Annotated in this window: 23 protein-coding genes and 1 tRNA gene; 15 read left to right on the top strand and 9 right to left on the bottom strand. The window is 46.9% G+C overall.

Going from position 1 to position 26,202, the window contains the following annotated elements:
- The first annotated feature begins 128 nt into the window (after positions 1 to 128).
- Complete coding sequence (locus DESAL_RS06835) at positions 129 to 869, top strand: substrate-binding periplasmic protein (RefSeq protein WP_015851238.1); 741 nt, start codon at positions 129 to 131, stop codon at positions 867 to 869.
- Between the two features lie 395 nt (positions 870 to 1,264).
- Here the strand turns inward: DESAL_RS06835 and DESAL_RS06830 are convergent, their stop codons facing one another.
- The 3 genes from DESAL_RS06830 to DESAL_RS06820 form a co-directional block, all read right to left on the bottom strand.
- A complete protein-coding gene (locus DESAL_RS06830) occupies positions 1,265 to 1,864 on the bottom strand; it encodes an SLATT domain-containing protein (protein WP_015851236.1) in 600 nt (199 codons plus the stop codon).
- Between the two features lie 194 nt (positions 1,865 to 2,058).
- Positions 2,059 to 3,435, bottom strand: a complete 1,377-nt coding sequence (locus DESAL_RS06825) for a reverse transcriptase domain-containing protein (protein WP_015851235.1) — start codon at positions 3,433 to 3,435, stop codon at positions 2,059 to 2,061.
- Between the two features lie 201 nt (positions 3,436 to 3,636).
- A tRNA-Arg gene (locus DESAL_RS06820) sits at positions 3,637 to 3,713 on the bottom strand.
- A 256-nt stretch (positions 3,714 to 3,969) separates the two neighbouring features.
- On the opposite strand from DESAL_RS06820, the gene DESAL_RS06815 reads away from it, so the two are divergent.
- The 5 genes from DESAL_RS06815 (at position 3,970) to DESAL_RS06795 (ending at position 10,571) form a co-directional block, all read left to right on the top strand.
- Positions 3,970 to 4,578, top strand: a complete 609-nt coding sequence (locus DESAL_RS06815; RefSeq protein ID WP_015851234.1) for a TetR/AcrR family transcriptional regulator — start codon at positions 3,970 to 3,972, stop codon at positions 4,576 to 4,578.
- A 71-nt stretch (positions 4,579 to 4,649) separates the two neighbouring features.
- Positions 4,650 to 6,767 carry a squalene--hopene cyclase gene (gene shc, locus DESAL_RS06810; RefSeq protein ID WP_015851233.1) on the top strand — a complete coding sequence of 706 codons (2,118 nt, stop codon included), beginning with the start codon at positions 4,650 to 4,652 and terminating at the stop codon, positions 6,765 to 6,767.
- Between the two features lies 1 nt (position 6,768).
- Positions 6,769 to 7,494, top strand: coding sequence for an acyl-[acyl-carrier-protein] thioesterase (locus tag DESAL_RS06805; protein WP_015851232.1), 726 nt, complete (start codon positions 6,769 to 6,771; stop codon positions 7,492 to 7,494).
- A gap of 97 nt (positions 7,495 to 7,591) precedes the next feature.
- Positions 7,592 to 8,836: an anaerobic sulfatase maturase gene (locus DESAL_RS06800; RefSeq protein ID WP_015851231.1), complete on the top strand. Its 1,245-nt coding sequence runs from the start codon at positions 7,592 to 7,594 to the stop codon at positions 8,834 to 8,836.
- A gap of 70 nt (positions 8,837 to 8,906) precedes the next feature.
- Complete coding sequence (locus DESAL_RS06795) at positions 8,907 to 10,571, top strand: sulfatase-like hydrolase/transferase (protein ID WP_015851230.1); 1,665 nt, start codon at positions 8,907 to 8,909, stop codon at positions 10,569 to 10,571.
- Between the two features lie 177 nt (positions 10,572 to 10,748).
- Here the strand turns inward: DESAL_RS06795 and DESAL_RS20320 are convergent, their stop codons facing one another.
- Positions 10,749 to 10,904, bottom strand: a complete 156-nt coding sequence (locus DESAL_RS20320; RefSeq protein WP_197528795.1) for a hypothetical protein — start codon at positions 10,902 to 10,904, stop codon at positions 10,749 to 10,751.
- Positions 10,905 to 10,937: 33 nt separating this feature from the next.
- On the opposite strand from DESAL_RS20320, the gene thrS reads away from it, so the two are divergent.
- The 8 genes from thrS (at position 10,938) to DESAL_RS06755 (ending at position 19,198) form a co-directional block, all read left to right on the top strand.
- Positions 10,938 to 12,866, top strand: a complete 1,929-nt coding sequence (gene thrS, locus DESAL_RS06790; RefSeq protein ID WP_015851229.1) for a threonine--tRNA ligase — start codon at positions 10,938 to 10,940, stop codon at positions 12,864 to 12,866.
- Positions 12,853 to 13,398, top strand: a complete 546-nt coding sequence (infC, locus tag DESAL_RS06785) for a translation initiation factor IF-3 (protein WP_081434574.1) — start codon at positions 12,853 to 12,855, stop codon at positions 13,396 to 13,398. Before thrS ends, infC begins: the two co-directional genes overlap by 14 nt.
- A 45-nt stretch (positions 13,399 to 13,443) precedes the next feature.
- Positions 13,444 to 13,641, top strand: a complete 198-nt coding sequence (gene rpmI / locus DESAL_RS06780; protein WP_015851227.1) for a 50S ribosomal protein L35 — start codon at positions 13,444 to 13,446, stop codon at positions 13,639 to 13,641.
- Between the two features lie 108 nt (positions 13,642 to 13,749).
- A complete protein-coding gene (gene rplT, locus DESAL_RS06775) occupies positions 13,750 to 14,103 on the top strand; it encodes a 50S ribosomal protein L20 (RefSeq protein ID WP_015851226.1) in 354 nt (117 codons plus the stop codon).
- Positions 14,104 to 15,150 carry a phenylalanine--tRNA ligase subunit alpha gene (gene pheS / locus DESAL_RS06770; protein WP_015851225.1) on the top strand — a complete coding sequence of 349 codons (1,047 nt, stop codon included), beginning with the start codon at positions 14,104 to 14,106 and terminating at the stop codon, positions 15,148 to 15,150.
- 32 nt (positions 15,151 to 15,182) lie between these two features.
- A complete protein-coding gene (gene pheT, locus DESAL_RS06765) occupies positions 15,183 to 17,594 on the top strand; it encodes a phenylalanine--tRNA ligase subunit beta (RefSeq protein ID WP_015851224.1) in 2,412 nt (803 codons plus the stop codon).
- Between the two features lie 204 nt (positions 17,595 to 17,798).
- On the top strand, positions 17,799 to 18,416 hold the full coding sequence (locus DESAL_RS20600; RefSeq protein ID WP_015851223.1) for a TetR family transcriptional regulator: 618 nt from the start codon (positions 17,799 to 17,801) through the stop codon (positions 18,414 to 18,416).
- Positions 18,398 to 19,198, top strand: coding sequence for a hypothetical protein (locus DESAL_RS06755; RefSeq protein ID WP_015851222.1), 801 nt, complete (start codon positions 18,398 to 18,400; stop codon positions 19,196 to 19,198). Before DESAL_RS20600 ends, DESAL_RS06755 begins: the two co-directional genes overlap by 19 nt.
- A gap of 83 nt (positions 19,199 to 19,281) precedes the next feature.
- Here the strand turns inward: DESAL_RS06755 and DESAL_RS06750 are convergent, their stop codons facing one another.
- Complete coding sequence (locus DESAL_RS06750; RefSeq protein ID WP_015851221.1) at positions 19,282 to 19,572, bottom strand: hypothetical protein; 291 nt, start codon at positions 19,570 to 19,572, stop codon at positions 19,282 to 19,284.
- Between the two features lie 227 nt (positions 19,573 to 19,799).
- Here DESAL_RS06750 and DESAL_RS06745 point away from each other — a divergent pair, with 227 nt between their 5' ends.
- Entirely contained in the window at positions 19,800 to 21,554 is a 1,755-nt protein-coding gene (locus tag DESAL_RS06745; protein ID WP_015851220.1) for a pentapeptide repeat-containing protein, read from the top strand.
- 415 nt (positions 21,555 to 21,969) lie between these two features.
- Here DESAL_RS06745 and hydF read toward each other — a convergent pair whose 3' ends face one another.
- From hydF to DESAL_RS06725, 4 genes are read right to left on the bottom strand one after another with little or no spacing between them, the layout of a single operon-like run.
- Positions 21,970 to 23,172 carry a [FeFe] hydrogenase H-cluster maturation GTPase HydF gene (gene hydF / locus DESAL_RS06740; protein ID WP_015851219.1) on the bottom strand — a complete coding sequence of 401 codons (1,203 nt, stop codon included), beginning with the start codon at positions 23,170 to 23,172 and terminating at the stop codon, positions 21,970 to 21,972.
- Positions 23,165 to 24,187 (bottom strand): [FeFe] hydrogenase H-cluster radical SAM maturase HydE, encoded by a 1,023-nt coding sequence (hydE, locus tag DESAL_RS06735; protein ID WP_245543796.1) that lies wholly within the window; start codon positions 24,185 to 24,187, stop codon positions 23,165 to 23,167. The genes hydF and hydE overlap by 8 nt, the downstream gene beginning before the upstream one ends.
- Positions 24,150 to 24,755, bottom strand: a complete 606-nt coding sequence (locus tag DESAL_RS06730) for a hypothetical protein (RefSeq protein WP_015851217.1) — start codon at positions 24,753 to 24,755, stop codon at positions 24,150 to 24,152. Before DESAL_RS06730 ends, hydE begins: the two co-directional genes overlap by 38 nt.
- Positions 24,752 to 26,191 carry an aspartate ammonia-lyase gene (locus tag DESAL_RS06725; RefSeq protein ID WP_015851216.1) on the bottom strand — a complete coding sequence of 480 codons (1,440 nt, stop codon included), beginning with the start codon at positions 26,189 to 26,191 and terminating at the stop codon, positions 24,752 to 24,754. The genes DESAL_RS06730 and DESAL_RS06725 overlap by 4 nt, the downstream gene beginning before the upstream one ends.
- Between the last annotated feature and the right edge of the window lie 11 nt (positions 26,192 to 26,202).

Genomic DNA, 26,202 nt, shown 5'->3' with positions numbered 1-26,202 from the left:
TGTAGTTTTTTCGATTGTTTTAATTGGTCACTAGGGTGGAGTTATTTTCTGGGATGATTCTGTGGATCAATATATTACAATGGATCAAATTATGCTAAGATTAAGGCAATATTCTTTTTGGAGGACAAATGAAAATACTACATATAATTTATGGCCTTATCTTAACCTCGCTTATTTACGGCACAGCCTATGCCCAATCTCTCGAAAGTACGGTGTTCATGACTGAGGTAGTACCACCGTACAATTATCTAAAAAATGGGACCATACAGGGTGCTGGGATCGAAATCTTAATGCAGGCGTTAGAAGCAGTGAATATCAAGATAAATGCCTCTAAAATCAAGCTTTACCCTAGAGCAAGGACCTATAAAATTCTTTCTTCTCAACCAAACACTTGTAGTCTAACAATCCAAACCCCTAAAACAAAAAATAAATTCAAATGGGCAGGGCCGATAACTGATTACACATGCTCATTTATTGCAAGAAAAGATGCGAAGATTAACTCACTCGCTGACATCAAAAAGAACAGGGTTGGTGTAGTAAGAAAAACAATTCTCCAAAACAAACTAGTCAGTTTGCACTACAATGCGCACCCTGCTTCCACAATAGAGGAGTTAATCAAAAAGATAGAATACGGCAGAACAGATATCATATTTAGTAACTCTCATGTTGCCTTTGAAAAAATGAGAACTCTTGGAATAGACACCAACAAATATAAAATAATTCATACATTAAACATAGGGGAACTATATTTTGCATTCAATTCAGAGACTGACAATACCACTGTAAACAAGCTACAGGAAGGTATTGATAAAATCCGTTCAAACGGCAAACTGGCTAAAATACTTAAAAATCATCAACTGAAACATTGACCAAACATTATTACACCATTGAGTGTTGCTTGATACGAATTTGAAGATACAAAGTTCTATACAGAATTTCCTTAGCCCTCACCTGTAACATCGATTAAATTTCCGTCTTCGATTGTCTGTTTACGAGTGTAGGAATAGGCCATCTGCAACAGTGGATCACAATGAATAACCATCAGAATTTCTCCTTCAATTTCATATTGTTAAATAATCATGAAAATTGAAGGTTATCCTGATTGGTTTGATTTGGTCACTGGGGTGGGTTGATTTTTTGGGATGATTCTGGGGATCAGGATAGTGGTGTTCTTTGTGGTGGAGTTTGTTCGTTGCTAGTGCTTCGATTCTTCGGTTGACCGAAGGTGACGGTGACGTTGCTACTTTACTGCAACATAAGAAAATTAACCAGCGTTATGAATTGATACAAAATAACTCAAAATGAATGGAATTGCACAGTACAAAAAAGCCATCCCATATATACTCCAATAATATTTACAACAAACTCTAAACCTTTTCAAACAGGACATATCAAGAACATTAGACCGTTCAGATGCCATTTTTAAAAAGTCATTCATATCATGGTTCAAATCATAAAACTCTAATACTTCGGAATATTCTTTCGAAAAACCTAAATAAATTTCTTTGGCAACAGTTTCATTTTCTAATTCTGCATTAATACGACCTAAAAGTTCATGAAGCTTATTTGAACAACGGTGATAGCTTGCTGATTGATTTAGTAAAACTCCTAACGAATCTTGGTTCGCTATAACTAAAATGATAATTGACACAGTAATAGTCAAAAACTCAATCTTTGCACTTGCAATATAAGGAAAGTCAACTCCACACAAAGACCCTATCGCTACAATGACTTGTGCAATTGACAAAAAAGAAATCGTAAAAACTAAAGCTTGATGCTTTCTTTTTGTTCTTTCAGCAGCAGTAAACCTTGATTTCATTGTTTTCCAAACATTATCTGACAGGGATTCTAGTTTTTCTTTCACGAAAACCTCGATTATTAAAGTAAGATATGAGGGAGGGGCAAACTATTAGCCTATACCATCTGAAACAATATTGTCCCAAGGTTCACAACTACTAAGGTCTAGCCTGTTCGCTGGCAGTAATTAAACGAATAGATTAGATTGGCCACAGAGCATTAATGTCCTGCAGGTTCTTATACTTAAACAAGACCCCTCCCTCAAAATTTATAATCAACACCTAAATCAGCTTCAATATGACCTAAAAACTTTCCTACATGATATGAATAAAAACGGTCAATATCGTCTGTTGTAAACTTAGCCAACCGCAATCCACGTTCAGTCAGCCAACGACGCTTTTCCTTAATGTCTACTAATTCATAATCATGTATATAATTGGTATCTCTCCAATTATACTTCAATTCGTAATAGGCTCTAGATACTTTTTTCAATGAATTTGGTAACTTCGTAAAATGTTCACACCGATAAAACTGCTGTGCTACAAAATTATCTATCACATATGGTATTTCCAAATCATTTATCTCAGAATAATATTGTAGCCAGCCATATCTTTTATTATGAAATTTTGCTCCAGTAAGTTTTACATTTAGATCTTCAACAAAAGCGTTTTTAATTTCATCTGCCCCTATTCCCTTATCTTTCCGCTTATTGTCCATAAAGATAGCTTTCCGTAAACGGGAAAACATCATTGCAATTGAGTAAAAATGCCGTTCTAATGTCCTTCTTTTAACAGTAACAAGATCACCTTCAATTGCATAGCCAAGATAGTTCACCTCGGATACTTCACAACAAAATTTTGTTTTATCTGTATTCAAGGGCAAATTTTTAATTTTAAATTTATCTTCACATGATTTTTCAAAATCAACAATTGGTAATGCTAAGGCAACAATATCATCAACATACCGATCATAAAATTTACATTTATCATTCATATACTCATCAAAATCTAATAGATATATTTCTGCGAGGACATTTGATATTGGCAAACCTTGAGGAACACCTTTGTCTTTATTCGCATATTTAGATTTCTCGCTCCGAGAATAATTTTGTGGAACAGTTGGATTGATTACAGCTCTATGCAGCAGCAACAAAAGTAATTCATCATCAATGTTGCCATTAAGAATGCCAAACAACTGCTCAATGTCTATGTTGTCATAATATGATTTGATATCGACACGATGAAACTCGTAATCACAATTGCAAGTAGCTATAACATTTTTTAAATTTCTAACTTTAACATTCGGTAATTCTCGATTGACACAGTGTGGAAATATCTCTTGAATAATAGAATTCAAAATAGAAAGTACTATTTTGTCTCGAACAGTAGGAATTGAAATTTTTCGAGGAAAGCTTTCAGGCCCTTTAAGAATTAGTTTTTGAAGATAAGGAGAAAATTTATATGTACCATTTAGACACTTTACATGAATATTATTAAAGTACTCATCTTTACGCTTGTCAAAATCAACAACAGAAACCCTGTCAATTCCTCGACCGGACTTCAATCGAACACGCTCCTCATAAACTTGTTCAATATGCTCTAAGCTAAACATTTCTTTAAGCTGTTGTGATATTTCCATAGGAAAACAAGTACTCTATTTATGAAAACTATTCAACAGCAAAACCACGCTTGTAATTATACAAACAATAACAACACCACTAGCCCGCCCCGGTTGACACCAAAGGTTGGCAGCACACCAAAATAAACGCAAATAAACGCAAAAAAGGGTTAACTCTAAAAATGAGTTAACCCTTTAATATTATACTAGTTTTACACTAGATGGTGACCCCGGCAGGAATCGAACCTGCGGCACCAGGATTAGGAATCCTGTGCTCTATCCTACTGAGCTACGGGGCCACTTTATGTGGAAACGGCTGGAGAACTTTAGCGCATTTCTCCGCCCGAGGCGAGAATTAATATCCAAAGCGGTTTTCGATTGCAAGCCCTTTTTTCATCTTTATCCTTATTTTTCGACACAATCCGCTTAACTCGCCTTCCTTACCCATGCTCCCGGTAAAAAGTTCATATCTTCGGTTACATTTGGTTGACAGTCGCATACATTCATGCCAGAACGCTTCTCAGCTTAACACTGTTAAGCGCAGGAGAATCAACGATGAATACTACTTCAAAAACTATGGATGCGCAGCAGCAGCCCTTGCGTATGCTGATTCTGGACGCCGCCCGCAAGCTCTTTGCCGAGCATGGGTACGCTCAGGTATCCATGCGTAAGCTGGCTACCACTATCGGCTATTCGCCTACTACAATTTATCATCATTTTAAGGATAAGAAGGAACTCTTCCTCTGCTTGACTGAAGAGACATACCGGGACTTCCTGCATCGTATCAATCGCATTATTGCTACTACGCCTCCACCACGTGAAGCCCTGAAAGACATCCTCTACACTCTTGTAGATATGGGACTTGAAAACCCGAATGCCTACCGCGTGGGATTCATGATGGAAAGCGACCTCTGGAATGATCACAACTCACATTTTCAGGACAACCCGCTAGGCAAGACCATGTACAACCGCATTAATGAATGTGTTAAAGACTGCCTGCCTGCAAATGCTTCCGAAGAGGACATTCTGGTTACCGCAAACTCGGTAGTGGCAGCCACCCACGGGCTTACTTCCCTTTTGATCACCTACCCTACTTTCCAATGGGGCCCGCTGGACAGGTTGAAAGCGCAGGTAATTGACTCCGCTGTTGACGCCATCGGCTGATTACTATAATCGAACAAATCTTTTTTCGCACGGGTCGGATAAAATAATCCGTTTACATAAGGAACTTCAACATGAACAAAAAAAGTGCCATGAAACTGAAAAAAAAGGCTAAAAATCACGTTGTCTCTCTGCTACAGCCTACAGATGCCCTGAACCGGGTAATGAAAAGATTCCGCTCCCTGCAATCCCCTGAAGGATACTGGGTTTTTGCCCTTGAAGCGGATGTCACCATCCCTTCCGAATACATCATGTTCAACAGATTTCTGGGACGCAAGATGGACAAAGGCCTTGCTGAAAGGCTTGGCAACTACATCCGCGCGAAACAGATGGCCGATGGCGGCTGGCCCCTGCATGATAATGACGGTCCGGTAAACATCAGTGCTTCTGTTAAAGCATATATGGCCCTCAAGATGCTCGGCGATAACAAGGACGCCGAACATATGGTCCGTGCCCGCCAGATCATCCTTGCCAAGGGCGGAGCTGAAACAGCTAACGTGTTTACCCGCATCTGCCTTGCCACTTTCGGACAGATCCCATGGCACTGCCCTCCGGCTATGCCCATTGAAATCGTGCTTCTGCCCAAATGGTTCTTTTTCCATCTGGATAAAGTTTCCTACTGGTCCCGCTCGGTAATCTACCCGCTGCTGATCATCTACGCTAAGCAGCCGGTCTGCCGTTTGCGTCCGGAAGAAGCAGTACCCGAACTTTTCTGCAAACCGGCCGAAGAGCATATACATATAGATAAGTACCGCGACAAAGGCTGGCGCAAGAACCTTTTCATTCTGCTGGACCGCGTACTCAAGCGGACTATCCATCTGGTGCCCAAGTCCATCAACAAGAAAGCCTTGAACTATGCTGAAAAATGGACTCGCGAACACATGGCCGGACGAGGCGGTATCGGTGCTATCTTCCCGGCAATGGCTAATGCTGTCATGGCCCTGAGTCTGCTCGGATACGATGAATCAGACCCGGATTTCGCCCGCGGCATGCAGTCTGTGGATGACCTCATGGTCGATAAATTTCATGTGCCTGAAAAATCACCTTGGGAACATACTGTCATCACCGGTGGAGCTGAACTTTCAGCTGCACCCGAGCTGGACATTTCTCCTGACCACGGTACTGCGGAGAACCTTGAGCAGGCCATGTGCCAGCCTTGCAACTCGCCTATCTGGGATACCTGCCTGACTCTTTCAGCTATGATGGAAGCGGGCGAAAATCAGGACAGCAAAAGCACTCAGCAAGCACTGAACTGGCTCTGGGATCAGCAGATTTTCTTCCGTGGAGACTGGATTTCCAAGGCACCCAAACTTGAGGGCGGCGGCTGGGCTTTCCAGTTTGAGAACACCTTCTACCCGGACCTTGATGATACCGCTATGGTACTCATGGCCATGTGCCGCGCCGGAGTTCTGGACCAGCCTGAACACCGTGAGAACTTTATCAAAGGTGTAAACTGGCTCATCGGTATGCAGTCCTCCAACGGTGGCTGGGCAGCATTCGATATCGACAACTGCGCAGAATACCTGAACGATATTCCTTTTGCGGATCACGGAGCTCTGCTCGACCCGCCTACCTCGGACCTGACCGCGCGTGTTATCGAGCTTCTGGGCGTACTCGGTTACGATAAGAGCTTCCGCCCCATCAAGGACGGTATCGAATTCCTGAAAAAAGAACAGGAAGACGACGGTTCATGGTTCGGTCGCTGGGGTGTTAACTATATTTATGGAACATGGTCCGTACTTTGCGGTCTGCGTCAGGCAGGAGAAGACATGAACTCCTCCTACGTCTGCAAGGCGGTAGAATGGTTTGAAAACCACCAGAACAAAGACGGCGGCTGGGGCGAATCCTGCCTGAGCTACAACGACAAGAACTACGCAGGACTTGGTGATTCCACTGCATCCCAGACTGCATGGGCCCTGCTCGGTCTTATGGCCGCCGGAAGGGTTCACTCCAAGGCTGTCAGCCGCGGTGTCCGCTACCTGCTGGATACCCAGAAAGATGACGGAAGCTGGGATGAAAGCCTGTTCACCGGAACCGGATTCCCGCGCGTTTTCTACTTGCGTTACCACGGCTACTCCCAGTACTTCCCCATGTGGGCACTGGGCGTGTACCAGCGTTTTTCCGCAGATGAAGACACCAAACAGATTATGATGCGCCGCAAATCTCCGCTTGACCTCGGCAGGAAGTGGTAAGATGAGCAACGGTTCACTTTTGATCAGCAACACGGTCCCGGCTTACGAGACGGGACCGGATGACCGCATGCACTGCCACTGGCTCATGTGCAGGTTGCAGGAAGCTGCCACCGCCCATGCGGATTCACTCGGCTTCGGCATTGAGGATATGGCGAAACAGGGCTGCTTCTGGGTGCTGACCTCAGTGCGCATCGAGATTGCCGAACTGCCCTTGCGCGAAAAGACTTTTGCACTGACCACCTGGTCACGGGGTGCAAAGAAATTGCGGGCCTTCCGCGATTTCTCCGGCTGCGATGAAAACGGACGTGAAATAATCCGTGCCTCCTCAGAATGGATGGTACTCGATTCCCAAACCCGCAGGCCGATTGCAATTGATCAAAAGCTGAATCTGCATGCACAAGACCGCTGCGTATTCCCTGACCCTATGAAGAGACTTCGCCCCGGCACGCCGGAGAAAGAACTCCGGTCCTTAAATGTGGGCTACAGCTCTCTTGATGCCAATGGGCACGTCAACAATACCGAGTACCTGCGCTGGTCATTTGACGGACTGCGCTCACTTGGATTTGACCAGAACAATGTTAAATCAATTCGCGTTGCCTTCCTTTCCGAAGTTTTCGAAGGAAACACCATCAAGTTGATGGATTGTGATCGCGAAGACGATGGCTATGAATTGATTGGTCTGAATGAGACTGAAGGGAAAGCTGCTTTTGCTTTGAAAGTGGAATAAAGAATTTCCCCACAAATTAAATTTAAAGGTCAGGATGCTTAGTCGCTTCCTGACCTTTTTTAATGCAGACATCAGCATGTACAGATGATAAATATGGATGATGCAAAAACCACTGCAAACCATTCTGATCAAACCTGCCGGCCCGGACTGCAACATGGCCTGCACCTATTGCTTTTACCTGAACAAAAAAGAACTTTTTGAAAGCACTTCCATTCATCGCATGCCCGATGAGTTATTAAAAGAATTGATCCGGCAGGCAATGGAGCAATCCGCAGAACAGGTCAGCTTTATCTGGCAGGGCGGAGAACCCACGCTGATGGGACTGGATTTTTACCGCAAGACTGTTGAATTGCAGCAACAGTTCGGTCGCGGCCAAATGGTCGGTAACGGACTCCAGACCAACGGGTTGCTCATCAATGATGATTGGATTCACTTCCTGAAAGCATACAACTGGCTGGTAGGTCTGTCCTTGGACGGACCAGAACACATACACGACCATTACCGCCGGAACAGCAACGGAAAAGGCACATGGCAAAAAGTCGTAGCCAACGCTGAAAGGATGCTTGCCAATGATCTGGCAGTAAATGCCCTAGTTGTCGTAAATGACTACTCCGTCAGCTATCCGGACGACATATATCAATTCCACAAGAATCTGGGATTACCCCACATGCAATTTATCCCTTGCGTTGAAGTGGACATAGCCAATCCCTCGCAACCATCCTCTTTTTCAGTACCTGCCGAAAAGTACGGCCAATTTCTTTGCCGTATTTTCGACCTATGGATGAATGATTTTTCCGGGCTCACACCAACCACTTCCGTGCGAATGTTTGACTCTTTGTTTCATTTATATATGGGGCAAGCTGCCCCAGAATGCACATTACTCAATGAATGCGGGAACTATGTGGTAGTGGAACATAACGGGGATGTATTTTCCTGCGACTTTTTTGTGCAACCAGAATGGCGGCTTGGAAATATCAAAAGCTCATCTCTCACCGAGATGTTAAATTCTGGGAAACAACGTGCTTTCGGGCTTAGAAAGGCCAGTCAATGTGACGAATGCAAAAACTGCCGCTGGCTTACTTTCTGCCGGGGCGGATGCCCCAAGGACCGAATTATGGGGCATGGCAACAACAAGCAGACATACCTTTGTCCGGCCTATAAAATATTCTTCGAACACTCAGACAAAAAATTTCGTCAATTAGCGCGTGAGTGGGAAAAACAATATTCTGTAATGAGGACACAAAGGCGAAACACAGAATTCAGTTCCAATGACAAGCCCGGAAGAAACACTTCCTGCCCCTGCGGAAGCGGAAAAAAATTCAAGCGCTGTTGCGGCGCATAATCTATATTCTTGCCCCTACTCCCAATAGTCACGTATAGTAGTTCTAATTATCTGAAAAGGAGGCAGGGCAATGAAAGAAAAGACCAGACGTGAATTTCTTAAAAACGGCTTAGCACTAACAGCAGGAGCTGTGGCCTCCGGAGTATTTGGAAATTCGTCAGCAAAGGCAAAATCCAGGGCCATAGCCCCTCCTCAGATACGGACCAGACAAAAACGCCCTAACATCCTGCTGATCATCACAGACCAGCAACGTCAGGAACAGCACTGGCCCGCCGGGTGGCTGAATGAGAACATGCCCAGCATGGCCCGTTTGCAAAAGCACGGCGTTACCTTCAGCAACAATTTCATAGCTGCATCGGCCTGTTCGCCCAGCCGGGCCAGCTTCCTGACCGGATTATATCCCAGTGTTCATGGAGTAACACAGGTTCCACCCAACCCTCCCCTGCGCAACGACATTACCAATATCTTCAAACTGGCAGAAAAAGCCGGATACGACATCGCCTACAAAGGAAAGATGCATCTCTTCACCCCCCAGAACAATCCATCCATGGATAATTTCACAAGCTCTGATATCAAGTGGGCCTCGGACAATTACAGTGCCCACCGCTGGAATCCGCCGGACTGCGCCGTGGATATCGGCGGCAACCCATGGATCGGCGGCGGCGATCCAAATAACGATCAACGCTTTGTGGATGGAGTGCCGGAGACCTATAACCGTATGACCCCTGCCATAACTAAAGGCGAAACCATTTATGAATATCTGGACAACCATGATTCTAAAAGAGATAAACCGTTTCTCATGGTTGCCTCCTTTGGCAACCCGCATGACATCAGTGCATGGCCGGATCAGGATAAATGGGGATACAACAGAGCAGATTATGCTGATCTTAAAGAAATTAACCTGCCGCCAAACTACAACGATAATCTGGATGAAAAACCCTCTGCCCAAAAAGAATACCAAAAACTCTGTGAAAAGGTATCCAGCTGTCCCACCGAAAAGGATCGGATTGAATTCTGCCGCTTCTATGCCCATCTGCATAGAGTGGTCGACAAACAGATTTCAGCAGTTCTGGATAAACTGGAAGAAAAGGGACTCACTGAGGATACCGTCATTTTCCGGTTCGCAGACCATGGCGAACAGAGCTGGGCTCACATGATGATCCAGAAAGGAGTGAACAGCTATCAGGAAACCATCAATGTCCCGCTGATCATCTCCAACCCTAAAATGTTCCCTAAAGGAAAAACAACCGAATCCTTTTCAAGCCTGATCGATCTGGTTCCCACTGTGGCAGAATTAACAGGAGCAGCAACACCGGAAGAACTTAATGAAGCAGGCATCCACGGCAAATCACTTGTCCCTATCATGAATGATGCTAAAGCACAGGTACGGGATCGGGCCATGTTCTACACTGACGACTGTGAAACCCTGTTTGCTGGTCTACTTGGAATGAAAAATGTGTATGAGACAATACCGGGAAGAATCCGCAGCATACGCTACAAAGATTGGCTGTATGCTGTATACTTTACTAATAAAGGCACTAAACTCGAATATGAAATGTATAATCTGGCTGATGATCCGGGCCAGATGGTTAATCTGGCATGGGGATCACGAGCAAAAGCAAACGCTGTACAAATGCAAAGGCTGCACGACATGCTTACTGCTGAATTGAAGCGATATCAGGCTTTCCCTAAGGATTTCAAATGGCCGGCAAAAGCAGGAACGAAAGCAGTATAACGACTAAAAAGAATCAACTTATCCCCCTGCCCAGCCGGGGGATAAGAAATTTTAAAAGAATAATCATGCATTTTAGATAAATCTAAAAATATTGTGAGATGCTTTTCAATATAAACTGAATTTGTAATAAAACCCCCTGCAAGGCCGCGTACTACTTGACTTCCCACAATATGTCAGCTAAATATACCGCCTTTCGTGCAGTAATATTACTGCGCGATCCTTTTGATGTTCTACGTCTTCGAGCCTTATGAATTCAAGGATAATGATGGTTTGTAATAGCAACATTTCCATCTGCTTGAAGACATTTTTTAGTTGTCCGAAAGAATCGGACATAGAAACAATTTTTCCGCAAAGAGAGAATGGATTATGCAAGTTGCAGGTAAAGAACTTGAGGTTCAGCAGGGTGCGCTTTGCGGCGAGGTTCTCAAAGAGGCCTTGTCCAAGAAGCAGTTCAAGAACGTTGTAGTAGCCAAATGCGGCGACACGCTTCTTGATCTCACCACCACCGTGCCTGCCGACTGTACCGACCTTGAGCCGGTGATGGCTGATTCCAAAGAAGGTCTTGAAGTAATCCGCCACTCCACCGCACACCTTATGGCTGAAGCTGTGAAGAAACTCTTTCCCACAGCCAAGGTAACCATCGGCCCCTCCATTGCCAGCGGCTTCTACTACGACTTCGACTACGAACGCCCCTTCACCCCTGAAGATCTTGAGGCCATCGAAGCCGAAATGCTGCGCCGTGTGGGTGCCAATGAAGAATTTACCCGAGAAGTGCTTTCCAGTGCTGATGCACTGAAAAAATTCGAAGAAATGGGCGAAGACTACAAGATCGAACTTATCAACGATCTTGGTGAAGAAACTGTTTCCGTTTACACCAACGGTGAGTTTGCTGACCTCTGCCGTGGCCCCCACGTGGCTCGCACCGGAATGCTCAAAGCTTTCAAGCTGCTCTCTGTTGCTGGCGCATACTGGCGCGGCGATGAAAACCGCCAGCAGCTCCAGCGTATTTACGGAACTGCCTTCCCCGATCCGAAAGCCCTGAAAAAGCACCTCGCTCAGATTGAGGAAGCCAAAAAGCGTGACCACCGCAAACTGGGAACCCAGCTTGATCTTTTCTCCGTGAACCCCGAAGTGGGTGCGGGCATGACCATCTGGCATCCCAAGGGTGCGCTTATCCGTGCAATCCTTGAAGACTTCGAACGCAAGGAACACCTCAAACGCGGCTACCAGTTCGTACAGGGCCCGCTGATCCTTAAGCGCGAGCTTTGGGAAAAATCCGGCCACTACGACAACTACCGCGAGAACATGTATTTCACTGAGATTGATGAGCAGTCCTACGGTATCAAGCCTATGAACTGCCTTTCTCACATGCTGGTATTCAAATCCAGACTGCGCAGCTACCGTGACCTGCCCCAGCGCTACTTTGAGCATGGTGTAGTTCACCGCCACGAGAAATCCGGCGTTCTGCACGGCCTGCTCCGTGTGCGTACCTTCACTCAGGATGATGCGCACCTCATCTGCCGCCCCGACCAGCTCCGCGATGAAATCATCGGCGTTGCTAAATTTGTCGGTGATGTAATGGGCCTGTTCGGATTTGAATACGAAGCAGAAGTCAGCACCAAGCCTGAAAAAGCTATCGGTTCTGACGAAGATTGGGATAGAGCCACCGAAGCACTCGAAGGCGCACTCAAAGAAATGGGTATGGAATACTCAATCAATGAAGGCGACGGCGCGTTCTACGGTCCCAAAATTGACATCATTATTAAAGATGCTCTTGAACGTCGCTGGCAATGTGCTACAATCCAGTGTGATTTTACCTTGCCAGAGCGGTTCGACTTAAGCTATGTGGGCGAAGATGGTGAGCGTCACAGACCTGTTATGCTCCACCGGGTTATCCTCGGTTCCATCGAACGTTTCATCGGTGTTCTGCTTGAACACACCGGTGGCGCACTGCCTGCCTGGCTGTCCCCTGTTCAGGCAAAAATTCTCACAGTCACCGATTCTCAGAACGAATTTGCACAAAAAGTCTTGCAGTTTCTGCGAGAAAAAGGCATTCGTGCCGAGGTCGACGATCGAAATGAGAAACTGGGCTACAAAGTTCGGGAAGCCCAGCTTGAAAAAATCCCGTACATGTTAGTAATTGGCGACAAAGAGGTCGCTGCGGAATCGGTCAATGTAAGGGCCCGCGACGGGGAAGACCCCGGACTCAAGTCTCTTGAAGAAGCGGCAGAGCTTATTTCGACCGCCATAGACGAACCATTCAAACGCGGAGGCATGAGCTATAGCTTTTCATAGAGACAGGCGTCCCTATCGCAGGGATGACGGTGCCCGCCGAAACGAGCGCATTAGAGTTCCCAAGGTCATGGTTATTGACGAAGAGGGTAATCAGTTGGGAGAACTTCCCACACGTGAAGCCCTTGAAATTGCACAAGACCGGGGGCTTGATCTGGTTGAAGTTGCAGAAAAGGCTAACCCGCCTGTTTGCAAGATTATGGACTATGGTAAGTTCAAATATCAGCAGCAGAAACGTAAGCAGGAAGCCAAGAAAAAGCAGACTGTAATCCAGATCAAGGAAGTCAAATTCCGCCCCAAGACAGACGAGCACGACTACCAGACAAAGCTCAAGCACATCCGTCGGTTTCTCGAAGGCGGCGACAGGTGCAAAGTCACTATATTTTTCCGGGGCCGTGAAATCGTCCATAAGGACAGAGGATTGGCTGTTCTGGAGCGTGTCAAAGAGGAAACTCAGGACATTTCCAAAATGGAACAGGCCCCAAGGTCTGAAGGCCGCACCATGAATATGATGCTGGCCCCAATTAAAAAATAAGGTTTTTTCCGGCTTACGTGCCGGTATTCCCAAGGAGGAAAAAAAATGCCTAAAATGAAAACCAGAAGAGGCGCTGCAAAGCGTTTTGCTAAGACCGGTAGCGGCAAATTCAAACGTCGCAAGCAGGGTCTGCGCCACATCCTGACCAAGAAGACCGCGAAGCGTAAGAGCAGACTCGGCCAGAGCGCAACTGTTGACAGTGCGAACATCGGCCAGGTCAAACGCATGCTTCCCTACGCATAATTACTTCATAGAAAAGCTTACTTGAGTAATTAGCACTTTATTTGAACACTCCTGTCCACGGAACTACGTTCGTGGCTGGTTTTAGAGAAAATTCCCTAGGAGGAATAAATGAGAGTAAAACGTGGTGTCGCCGCTAAGAGGCGTCATAAAAAATATTTGAAAATGGCCAAGGGTTTCCGTGGTTCCGGATCAACCCTTTACCGCACCGCCAGAGAGCGTGTTGAACGTTCACTCTGCATGGCTTACGTTGGTCGTAAGCTCCGCAAACGTGACATGCGTAAACTCTGGATCCAGCGTATCAACGCTGCTGCACGCCTGAACGGTATGTCCTACAGCCGTCTTATCCACGGCCTGTCTACCGCTGGCGTTACCCTGAACCGTAAAGTTCTCGCCGATCTGGCTGTTAACGATGCTCCTGCATTCGCCAAAGTGGTTGAGATCGCAAAAGCTCAGGTAAGCTAAATGTCGGACGTAAAGTCCCTGTTACAGGAACTTGAAGGCCTGGTCCCGGAGTGCTCTGCACGCCTGGATCAGGCTTCTTTGTCTGAACTGGAAGATATCAAGATCGACATGCTCGGCCGCAAGGGCCGTGTAGCCAAAATCATGTCCGGTCTGCCCTCACTTCCTAACGAAGACAAGCCTGTCGCAGGTAAAAAAGCCAATGAAGTAAAGGCCGCTCTCACAGCGCTCATTGAGGGAAAACAGAGCGAGCTTGAAAAAGCCGCCACCGCTGAGAGTCTGTCCCGTTTCGACCCGACCATGCCCGGACGCAAACCTGCTGAAGGCTCGCTCCACCCGGTCACCCTCGTCATGGACGAGATTTGTGACGTATTCATCGGACTGGGTTTTGAAGTCGTAACCGGACCCGAAGTTGAAAACGACTGGTACAACTTCGAAGCACTGAACATTCCGCCGGAACACCCCGCACGCGACATGCAGGATACTCTGTACATTTCAGATTCCATCCTGCTGCGTACCCACACCTCTCCGCTGCAGATCCGCACCATGAAGGACAGAACCCCTCCGCTGGCAGCAATCGCACCGGGTAAGGTTTACCGCAGGGACTCCGACCTGACCCATACCCCCATGTTCCACCAGATCGAAGGTTTTCTCGTCGATCAGAACGTAAGTATGGCAGACCTGCGCGGAACTCTTACAGCATTCGTCCACCAGCTTTTCGGACCCAAAACTGACGTACGTTTCCGCCCCAGCTTCTTTCCCTTTACCGAGCCCAGCGCTGAAGTTGATATCTCCTGCGTAATGTGCGGCGGTAAAGGTACCATCGACGGCAAGCCCTGCCGCGTATGCAAGCAGACCGGTTGGGTGGAAATCCTCGGCTGCGGCATGATGGATCCCAACGTAATGAAAGCAGTTGATTACGATACCGAAAAATACTCCGGTTTCGCATTCGGACTCGGCATTGAACGCGTAGCCATGCTCAAATACGGCATCGGCGACCTGCGCATGTTCTTTGAAAACGATATCCGATTCCTCGAACAGTTTTCCTAATATATACGCAGTAAATACTGCTGGAGGCTCAAATGCTTTTAAGCATGCAATGGCTGCGGGATTTCGTTCCATATGAGGGCGAAGTTCAGGAGCTTGGCGACAGGCTGACCATGCTCGGCCTTGAGCTTGAAGAAATTTTCAATCCTTTTGAAGCGATCAAAGACATCGTTGTCGGCCACGTTGTGGAGTGCGACAAGCACCCCGAAGCCGACAAGCTGTCTGTTTGTAAAGTAGACGTCGGTGACGGCGAACTTCTTGATATCGTTTGCGGCGCACCCAACGTAACCAAGGGCATTAACGTGCCTGTGGCTAAAGTCGGTGTGACTATGCCCGGCGATTTCAAAATCAAGAAGGCTAAACTCCGCGGTGTAAAATCTCACGGTATGATCTGCTCCGAGCGCGAACTGGAACTTTCCGACGCGCACGAAGGCATCATGATCCTGCCCGAAGACCTGAAGCCCGGTGTTAAGTTTACCGAAGCCATGAACATGGAAGATACGGTTCTGGATCTGGGTATCACCCCCAACCGTGCCGACTGCCTGTCCATGCTCGGTATTGCACGTGAGACCTCTCTGGCATTCGACCTGCCCATCACCATGCCCAAAATCAACCTTGTTGAGAATGGCGGCAATGCGGCAGATATGCTTAAGATTGAGATCGATGATCCCGACCTCTGCCCGCTCTATCAGGCCAGAATCCTGCAGGGCGCAAAGATCGCACCTTCCCCGGACTGGATGCGTTACCGCCTTCTTTCCGTAGGCGTACGTCCCATCAGCAACATTGTTGATGTGACCAACTACATCCTTTTCGAACTGGGCCAGCCCCTGCACTCCTTTGACGCTGACCTGCTCAAAGGCGGCAAGATCCGTGTCGGCCTTGCTCCCGAAGGAACCAAATTCACCACCCTTGATGAACAGGAACGCAAGCTTATCGGCTCCGACCTACTCATCTGGGATGCCGAGCGTCCGGTTGCGCTGGCCGGTGTTATGGGCGGCATGAACTCCGAGATTAACGACGACTCCACCAACGTAGTCCTCGAATCCGCAGTCTTCCGTCCCGGCCTCATCCGCAAAACCGCCCGCCGTCTGGCCCTGCCTTCCGAAGCATCCTACCGCTTCGAACGTGGCGTGGACCAGCAGATGAACACCTTTGCTATGGACCGTGCAGCTCAGCTCATGAGCGAACTCTCCGGCGCGAAAGTTGTTTCCGGCGTTGCCAAGAACGAGCCCACTCCCTGGCAGAATCGTACACACGATTATCGCCACAAGCGCTGCAACAGCTGGCTCGGTCTGGACCTCGAACCTGAATTCAGCAAAAAAGCTTTCTCCCTTATGGGACTGGAAGTTAATGATAGCGATGCAGATTGCTGGAAGGTATCCACCCCCTCCTACAGACTGGACCTCGAACGCGAGGCTGACCTGTACGAAGAAGTAGCTCGCTACTTCGGCATGGATAAGATTCCTTCCGTGCTGCCCCGCATCTCCAAGACCTTTGACGCATCCGTTATTGCGGACACCCCTTACGGCTTTTACCGCCGCATTAAGAACTGGGGTCGCGGCGTAGGTCTGCACGAAGCAATCAACTACAGCTTTGTGGGTGATGATGATCTCGACCTCTTGGGTCTGCCCAAAGAAGGACGCGTGAACATCGCCAACCCCCTGAGCGAAGACCAGAACGTAATGCGTACCGAGCTGGCTCCCGGCCTGCTCAACACCGTGCGTCACAACCTTGCACAGGGCAACACCCACATCAGGGTGTTTGAGATCGCCAAGAAATTCATCAAAGATGAAACTTCCGATACCGAAACCCGCGAGCAGTCCCGTCTGGGCATCATGCTCAACGGTCCCCGTTCCAACGCCGAATGGCCCAACGAACAGGGCGATGCCGACTACCTCGATGTAAAAGGCCTCGTAGAGCACCTGCTGGCTGACCTCAAGCTGGCCAACTCAAAGTGTAAACCAACCTTCTCCCTTGCTGAAGATCACAGCTACCTTGAGCCTTGCGTGAACATCACTCTCGGTGAAAAGGAAATCGGTTTCATGGGTATGGTCAAGGCAGACATTGCCGACAAGTACCACGCCAAGAAAGAAGTATGGATGGCAGACCTCAACGCTGACCTGCTCCGTGAGATCGTCATGGATCATGAGATCCAGTTCGAAACCCTTCCGGTATTCCCGCCGTCCAGACGTGACGTAACCGTAATCGGTCCCGTTTCCCTGCACGCGGAAACCATCAAGGACGCGATCCTCGGCCTTAAGCTGCCGCTGATCGAATCCGTGGAGCTGGTAAACGTATTCGTACCTGAAGGTCAGGACGAAGAGCGCAACCTCTCCTTCCGCATCACCTACCGCCACGGCCAGAAAACTCTGACCGACAAGGCTGTAGACAAAGAACACAAGAAAGTGCTCGCAGGTCTTGAAAAGTCCCTGCCCGTACGTTTCTAGTTTTGGAATTGACGCAATTTAAAAGCCCTGCTGAACATGTTCAGCAGGGCTTTTCTTATGCCTTGTCTACATAAAACCAAACTAGCAATTCCGCGATACCGCCCTTTACATACACGGCTGGACTTTCCGGCACTCAAGTTGTAATAGGATTATGTTACACGAAGAAGCTAAATTAATGAGAAAATAAGCAAAACAGGAACAGACATGGCCAGAAAGACCAAAGAAGAAGCAGAGAAAACGCGGCAAGCCCTGCTTGCCTCGGCCTTCAAGGTGTTCAATGAAAAAGGATATGCCAAGACCACACTGCAGGATATCGCCGAAGATGCCGGAGTGACCCGAGGGGCAGTCTACTGGCATTTCAAGAACAAAACCGATCTTTTTGAAAAACTATTTGACTATGCATTCATGCCTGTTCGCGATCTACTCTTCAGTAAATTTGAAGAAGACCTTGAGCCCAAAGACATGCTCATCAGCCTCATGCAGGTCTGGATCTTACATGCAGGTACGGAAGAAAACTTCCGAGCAGCATTCGGAATCATGTTCAACAAAACTGAATGGTCAGAAGAGCTCATGCCCTTCAAGATGAAATTCAGGGAATATGAATACAAATTCCTGAAAAGAACAGAAACAATTATTGAGCAAGGCCAAAAGGACGGCGTATTCAGAGAAGAACTGAAACCTAGCGTTGCGGCTGCTCAGTATTTCTCAATCCTGCTCGGACTGGCACAGTATTCCCAGTTCTTCCCGGAAGAAGTAAACATCCATGAAGAATCCGAATCATTAATCGAAATGTTCATGCACTCATGTTTAAAAGACAAGTAATACTCTTCACTACAGCCCTGCTGCTCATGGCAAGCTCTGCCTTTGCAGCGGACAAGGAACTCTTCCCCACCAGCGAGTTCAAACTCGGTTACGAAGGGATGTACATGTATTATGATGAACCCGATGTAATGCATGAGAAAGGAATCCTCAACGGCGGTTTCGGATCGTGGACCGGATATTTCTCCGACTACAACATCATGCTCAATGCCGAGCTGGAAGGCCTTGCCGGATCGCTGCGCTACAGCGGCAAGTACAGCGATGGCACTCCGCTGGAATGTGACACTGACGACTACTTCATCAGTGGACGCGCCACCATCGGCATGGGCCTTGATTACGGGCACACAGGAATTACTCCCTACCTCGGCATAGCCGCACGTTATTGGAATGACGACATCAAAGCCACCGGCGGTTACGAGCGCCAGATCAAGCAGGTTTATCTGCCCGTAGGCGTAAACATTGTCACCCGGCTTGACGAAGGATGGTCCATCGGCGGAACCCTTGAAGGGGACCTGCTGCTGGGCGGTAAGGTAAAAAGCAAGCTTTCCGATGTCGGCTCAAACTATCAAGACGTCAACAACACACAGGAATTTGCTTCCGGTGGCGGTGGACGTGTATCAGCGTTCCTTGAATACGACTTCGATGATTATGCGTTGGGGATGGAGCCATACTTCCGTTACTGGCATATTAAAGACTCCAAAAAAGACACTGTAAGCTCCGGAACCTACATGGAACCGAAAAACAAGTTCTACATGTCCGGGCTTCGTCTTTACGTGAAGTTCTAAATTCCCGCCAACTCAAAATTTAAAATCCCTGCTGAACATCTCAACAGGGATTTTTTTACGCCTTACATATTATCTAAACAGGCTTAATGACCTTTGCAAACATGTTTGCTGGGTGCCCAGCCATCCATATACCATGCGCGATCGCCCTGTATCTGCAAACCGTGTATACGAATATATTCCAACTGATCTTCTGAATATTCCTGTCCTTCAATAGGAATAAGAGCATCAACCTCGGTGGGGCCGTAAGCTTTATCAGAACCGTCAGCAACAAACACAGGCTTACCCATGTCCCCTTCGGGGTGTTTAGTGGTCAGCTTTCCAAGCCCAATCCCCTCCGCCATGCATGGCACTTCTATGTCATGAACAATATCCATTTTAAGTCTCCTTAACTTTGGAAGTAATGCTAGATAGTACTAACCGATGAAATATGCTGCCATAATAAGCATAATATTCGTGCATATACAATATGGGAGTTCTGCCTCGGAGTATGACATCGGGGGGGAAATTGCTCTCCGCAATTTGAAATTTTCCTGCTGGATTGTTCATATATTTTTGCGATATAGAGCAGCAATCAGAAGAACAATTACTTGCGAGGAATTTGATGGGCTGTTGTATCGGAGAAAAGCATAGCAACTGGTGTCAGGATAACCCTACTGGCCCCAGTTACCCCCCGGTTTATATTGATAAAGAAGGAAATGAGTATTGTATCTTTCACGCTCCGGCGGAATGTAAATTTGTGGAGTTGTATGATGAGCGTAAGGGGGGTGAGAAGCCTGCTTTAATGAGTGGGGAAGATTTTAATCAGCTTGTATTTGATCGGATACAGGGGGTTATTGATGCTGGGGAAGATGGAAAGACTACAGGTTGTATGTGGCCCCATTGGAACCCGCTTCTAAACTTTGCGGGAACAATCTTTATATACATTATCTTCTTTCAAGATGCTAATGTTGAACATTTCCCAGCAATGAACTTTAAGAACGCAGTATTCTTACAAGGAGTTTCTTTTATCCAGTCACACTTCAAATCAGATGTTAATTTTGAGCAAGCGAGATTTGAATCACTTACAGAATTTGAAAAATCAACATTTCACAACGCTTGCAATTTTGAGCACGCAATATTCAAGGGACTAACTTCATTCAACAAAGCCCAATTTAAAGAAATGGCTGAATTCACCAATTGCCAATTCGAAAACCATGCTGATTTTCCAAAAACAAATTTTGAACTACACGCGAATTTTGAAAACACTATTTTTTATAAAGATGCATACTTTTATAAAAGCACATTCAAACTAGGAATTAACTTACAAAATGTAACTTTCACGGGCGATCTTGATTTTTCAAAATCAAAAATAGAAGCTTTAAATCTATACAAAGCTAAAGCAGAAGACCAAGCTATTTTTGAAAAAGCCGAAATAACAAACTCATCCTTTGAACTAATGGAGTTTAAGGGACCAGCATATTTCACCAAATCCTTTTTTTCAAATGATGTAACATTTAAAAATGCTATCTTCCACAATTATTCTAATTTTGAACAATCTAAATTCACAGGAATAACACATTTCATAAATACACTTTTTAAAGAGTGGGCTTATTTTAGAAAAGTTGTATTTAAAAAAGAAACTACTTTTGCAGGATCAATTGCGAAGGAAAACATTTTAATTGAAGATGTAAACCTACAGTTCTTTAAGTTTATCAACACAAACATCGAATCATTTAAATTTATAGAATGCGTCTGGGGTAAAAATAAATTTTCTCCAATATATGATGAAAGACATAAAGACAAACTAAACATAAAAAACTCATCACTAGAAGAAATATACCGAAGGTTAAAAAAGATAGCACGTGAAAATACAGATGAAGTTCAAACGTCAGCGTGGCACTACAAAGAAAAAGAAATGATGCGCAAAAGACTGCGCGAAGAAAACGGACCGGGCATCATCGAGAAGCTTTCAGCAAAAATATGTACATGCCTGCCCTGCGACATCCAAAAAACAAAAGATAAGTTAGCCAAACTCATCACATTCACAGAAAAACAACGAACCCCATTCCTGCGCCTCCTGAACTCAGCCTACTGGATAGTCTCCGGCTACGGCGAAGAACCACTCCGCGCCGGAATCTGGCTGCTGATCTTCATATTCGGAGCGATGCTCCCAGCCTTCTTCGGACCGGAAGTGAACCAAGCAACAAACACGCTCTCAGACTTCATAAAGGGCTGGATGTGGTACATGCCACTCATGAAAGTAAGCGATGTGCATGCCGGAGGGTGGAACTACCTATTTAAAGCCCTCTTCAACGTTACCATCTCAATCCAAGCCGCCCTCTTCGCCTTCGCCCTCCGCAACAAACTAAGAAGATAAAAAACGGCCCAAGCATAAAGCTCGGGCCGTTTTTTCTTTCCTAATCACAATAAGCAGTCACATATTTCATGAATAAGTTTTAAATATTCATCAAACTTTGTAACACCTTTTCTTGACTGGTAACACAAAATCAAGTACATACTTTTCTAGAAAAACGGCCCCAGTCCGGAAAGAAGCTACTGCTCAGCACGCTTTCTGGCTTCTTGATTCCACTCAAGAAGATCTACCTCCATCCCCGGGGCGTTCAGTTTTTCAAATCCCACGGCGACTCGGAAATAACTACCTCTAGATTCGAGCACGAGCCTGATAGCGCCTGTCCCTGCTATCAGGCCCGTGGGGATACAAGAAGCACAAAAAAAGGCCGACATCCATCTTAATAAAAGTGAATGCCGGCCTTTTGGTTTTTAGAAGAATCCTACAGATCAAATGGACGGATGACCCGATCCAAGACTCCCTGCACTTTAGATATTGCTACGCCATAATTAGTCACCGGAACCCCGCAGCGTTTGCATTCTTTGATGCGGCGAAGCATCTCACTGCGATTGAGCATGCAGGCTCCGCAATGAATCACCAGCTTGAAACGCTCCAAATCCTCAGGAAAATCATGACCGGAATACATAACGAAATTGATGTCCTTCCCGGTATACTGGCGAATCCAGCGCGGAATCTTAACCTTTCCGATATCATCGGCAACGGGATGGTGGGAACATGCCTCACCCATCAGGACAGTATCGCCATCCTGTAAGGAATCAATGGCCTTTGCCCCTTCTACAAGGCTGGGTAAATCACCTTTGTAACGGGCAAACAGAGTCGAAAATGTTGTTAACGGAATCTCATCCGGCACATCCCCGGCAACACTCATAACAACCTGAGAATCAGTTATGACCAATGCTGGCTTGCGCTTCATTGAGGACAAGGTTTCCTCAATCTCACGTTCTTTGACTGTTACCCCCACGGCATCGCAATCGAGGATTTCACGCAGAACCTGCACCTGCGGAAGGATCAACCGTCCTTTGGGGGCTGCAAGGTCAATGGGAACCACGCAGACAACCCAATCGCCCTCACCGAACAGATCACCTGCGAGGACGGGATCGCGCTTCATCTCCTCCGGGGCCAGCGTGATGATGGCTTCCTTGAGTTTATCAATGGAGCAGCCTTCCAGCACTGAAGTCTTATAAAATGGGATTCCGCGCTGGCGGCAATAATCCATATCTGACTCAAGCGGTTCGCACAGATCGTTCTTATTGAAAGCGACCAGATAAGGAATTTCCAGCTCAGAAACCTTATCTATCAACTTCATTTCGTAATCGGTAAGCCCGTCTTCGCCTATGACAACCAGAGCAAGGTCAGTGCGCATCATGACCTTATTGGTAGCCTTAATACGCAGCTCGCCGACCTCTCCGCTATCATCCAGCCCGGCGGTATCATAAAATGTCACCGGACCAAGCGGAAGCAATTCATAATGCTTTGCAACCGGATCAGTGGTTGTTCCGGGCTGGTCGGATACAATCGCCACATCCTGCCCGGAAATAGCGTTGATTAATGAAGACTTACCTGCATTGCGTTTGCCTACAAGGGTTATCACAAGACGGACACCGCGAGGAGCCTTATTAGACATTATTCATTCTCCTTGAAGAACCTTTGGAAGCTGACGGCACAAAACCAAGTGCGCGGACTAATTCTTCGGCTCGGGAAATAGTATCGGCAACATCTACAGAAATAGCATTCTTGCCGGGATATATATTGTAATCCTTCCGCTTGGCGGCAGGAGTAACCGAAGGCATAATGACATTGCAACCACGCTGCAAGCCCTTTTCCCTGCCCTTTGAATCAAAGGAATCAAGGGCGGAGGTAGCAGGAATATTAGACAGCGGATTTAGCATCCGGGCCAAAGCTGTAAACCTGTAAGAAAGCTCAATGTCACTTGTTTCTGCTGAAGAAAAAGGAGTATCGGGGTGCGGAATAAACGGACCTGCCGCGATCATATCGAGATCAAGAGCACTGAGGAAAAGTAAGTCATCCGCAAGCTGCTCCAAGGTATAATCCGGAAGACCTACAATGATTCCAGACCCCACCTCGTAACCTATGTCCTGCAATGACCGCAGCAGTTCAATACGCTGATGATAATTCTCACCACACCTGATTTTTTTATAGATATCCGGGGCAGTTGTTTCCAGCTTGAGCAGGCAGCGGTCAGCACCGCAGTTAAACCAATGCTCGTACTCCCCGGCACTACGGTCTCCCAGTGAAAGAGTTACCGCCACATCATACGATTCCTTGATCCCTAGGATAATTTCCTCGACCTGCCCTGGGGAATAGTTGAAGTCATCCCCGGACTGCAAAACAATAGTACGCGCCCCGGCCTCAGCAGCAAGACGGGCCGAATCAATTATGGAATCAACTTCCATGCGGTAGCGGCTAACCTTGGAATTGGGAGCACGCAACCCGCAATAATTGCACTTCTTATTGCAGATGTTGGAAAACTCGACAATCGCCCGCAAATACACTTCACGTCCAAATGATTCTTCCCGCAGACCGTCAGCTATTGCATACAATTCTTCATCATTGCCGCCATTCAGGTAATACAAAATATCATCACGCCCGAGCACAGCCATCATCACCCCCTTCAACATTTACACTGCACTTCATAGCCCTGGAACATTCACTGACCAGTCTGAATGCGGCAATCTCATCAGCCCCGGCTCCAACCGGAACACTCCCTGACTCGGCCCAGCTAAAAAGTTTTTCAACATCAGCCTCAACACATCCCCAGAATCCTTGAGGAGCATGAACGCAGGAATGCGCATACTGCCCGAAACAAATGGTATCATCCACAATAACAAGCGGCAGACATGGAAGATTGCCGGCCGGAAAAACATTTACTTTTTCAGGATGACGTTCAGCCAGTTCAACTAAAAATGATTGTGAAAGCTCAAGCTCATCATCGACAGACTGCCGGGAAATCCCGAAACGCAGAGCGGTTAAGAACGAATTGTCCCATCCATTTTCGCTTCCGGGCTGCACGGCAATGACATCAAGGCTGTTGAAACCGGTCCGCGACAAGGCTTTCTCCAACCCCTGAATATGAACCTCAGACTTTGAAAAAGGGCCGTAAACCGCGGCATGGAGGATAATTCGTCTCTTCGCCTCGGCAAACATTGTAGGAATACCCAACTCCCCTACACCACTTACGAGCTTCATTTCTTCTTACCCCACTTTACTTCATCCGAGGTGAACCCCTGCTTGCAAAGCCGTTGCGGGGACAGGAGTTCGTCAACTTCATCAGCCCCGGCAAGCCCCTGAAAAACTATTTCATCACGTAATGAACGCCCGGATTCACGGCAGGAATCGATTAGTTTCTCCACAGAGCTGTAACCCAGAACCGGAACCAGAACAGTGGCCAGCGCGTAGCTCGACTCCATATGCTCGCGGCAGCGGTCAGTGTCAGCGGTTATCCCATGCACACAATTACGAGTAAAACTTACGGTTACATTTTGCAGCAGACTTAAGGAATTAAGGATATTGTGCGCCAGAAGCGGCATAAACTGATTAAGCTCCAACTGAGCCATAGACGCGGCAAGAGTAATAGTCTGATCATTGCCCATAACCTGCAAAGCCACCTGCGCAACCGATTCAGGTATAACCGGATTGACTTTACCGGCCATGATGGATGAGCCGCACTGACGTGCAGGAAGTTTGATCTCTCCAAGCCCGGTAGAAGGTCCGCTACTCAACAGCCGCAGATCATTTGCGATCTTCATCAGATTTGTGGCGTAGGACTTAAGCATCCCGGAAACTTCTACAAAAGAGTCACAATTCTGGGTGGTATCTATGAGATTTTCCGACCTTGAAACAGGAAGACCGCATATATTCTTCAATTCTCCGGCAACCTGAAGGATATAATCGCGAGGTGCACCAAGTCCTGTTCCAATAGCAGTGCCGCCCAGATTAACCTTCTTGATCCTTTCCCGGCATTTGAAAATACGCCAGCGATCACGGGCTACAGCATCGGCAAAGACACCGAAGGTCATTCCCAACGTCATGGGTACAGCGTCCATCAGCTGCGTTCGTCCCACTTTTACTACCTGTGAGAATTCAGCTTCTTTATGCTGTAATGTCCCTTGAAGCTTTGAGACCTCTTTTTCCAGATCAACCAGAAGTGCAAGAACTGCTACCTTCAAAGCCGTGGGGTAAACATCATTGGTGGACTGATGCATATTTACGTGATCAACGGGGTGGACCAATCCGTAGTCACCAAGTTCTCCACCTAATATCTCAGCAGCCCTGTTCGCTATGACTTCATTGAAATTCATATTAGTGGAAGTCCCCGCACCGCCCTGATAAGGATCAACCACTATACTGGAGTTTAATTTACCGGAGGAAACATCCCTGCATGCCGTAATAACCGCCCTTCCTATCCTGTCATCCAGAAAGCCCAGTTTCATATTTACAGCAGCACATGCCTCTTTCACCTGCCCGAATGAGCGGATAAACCGATCATGAATTCGGGAATCGGATAGCGGGAAATTGAGCATAGCCCGCCGGGTATGGATACCGTAATACGATTCCGCCGGGATCTCCATTTCACCCAGCGCGTCTTTCTCTATGCGGAAAGCAGTTTTTCCGGCTTCAGACATATTCCCCCCGG

It is taken from the genome of Maridesulfovibrio salexigens DSM 2638 (assembly GCF_000023445.1).
Taxonomy (GTDB): Bacteria; Desulfobacterota; Desulfovibrionia; order Desulfovibrionales; family Desulfovibrionaceae; genus Maridesulfovibrio; species Maridesulfovibrio salexigens.
The sequence above is the reverse complement of the archived record's forward strand: the minus strand, read 5'-3'. Positions and strand labels throughout refer to the sequence as shown.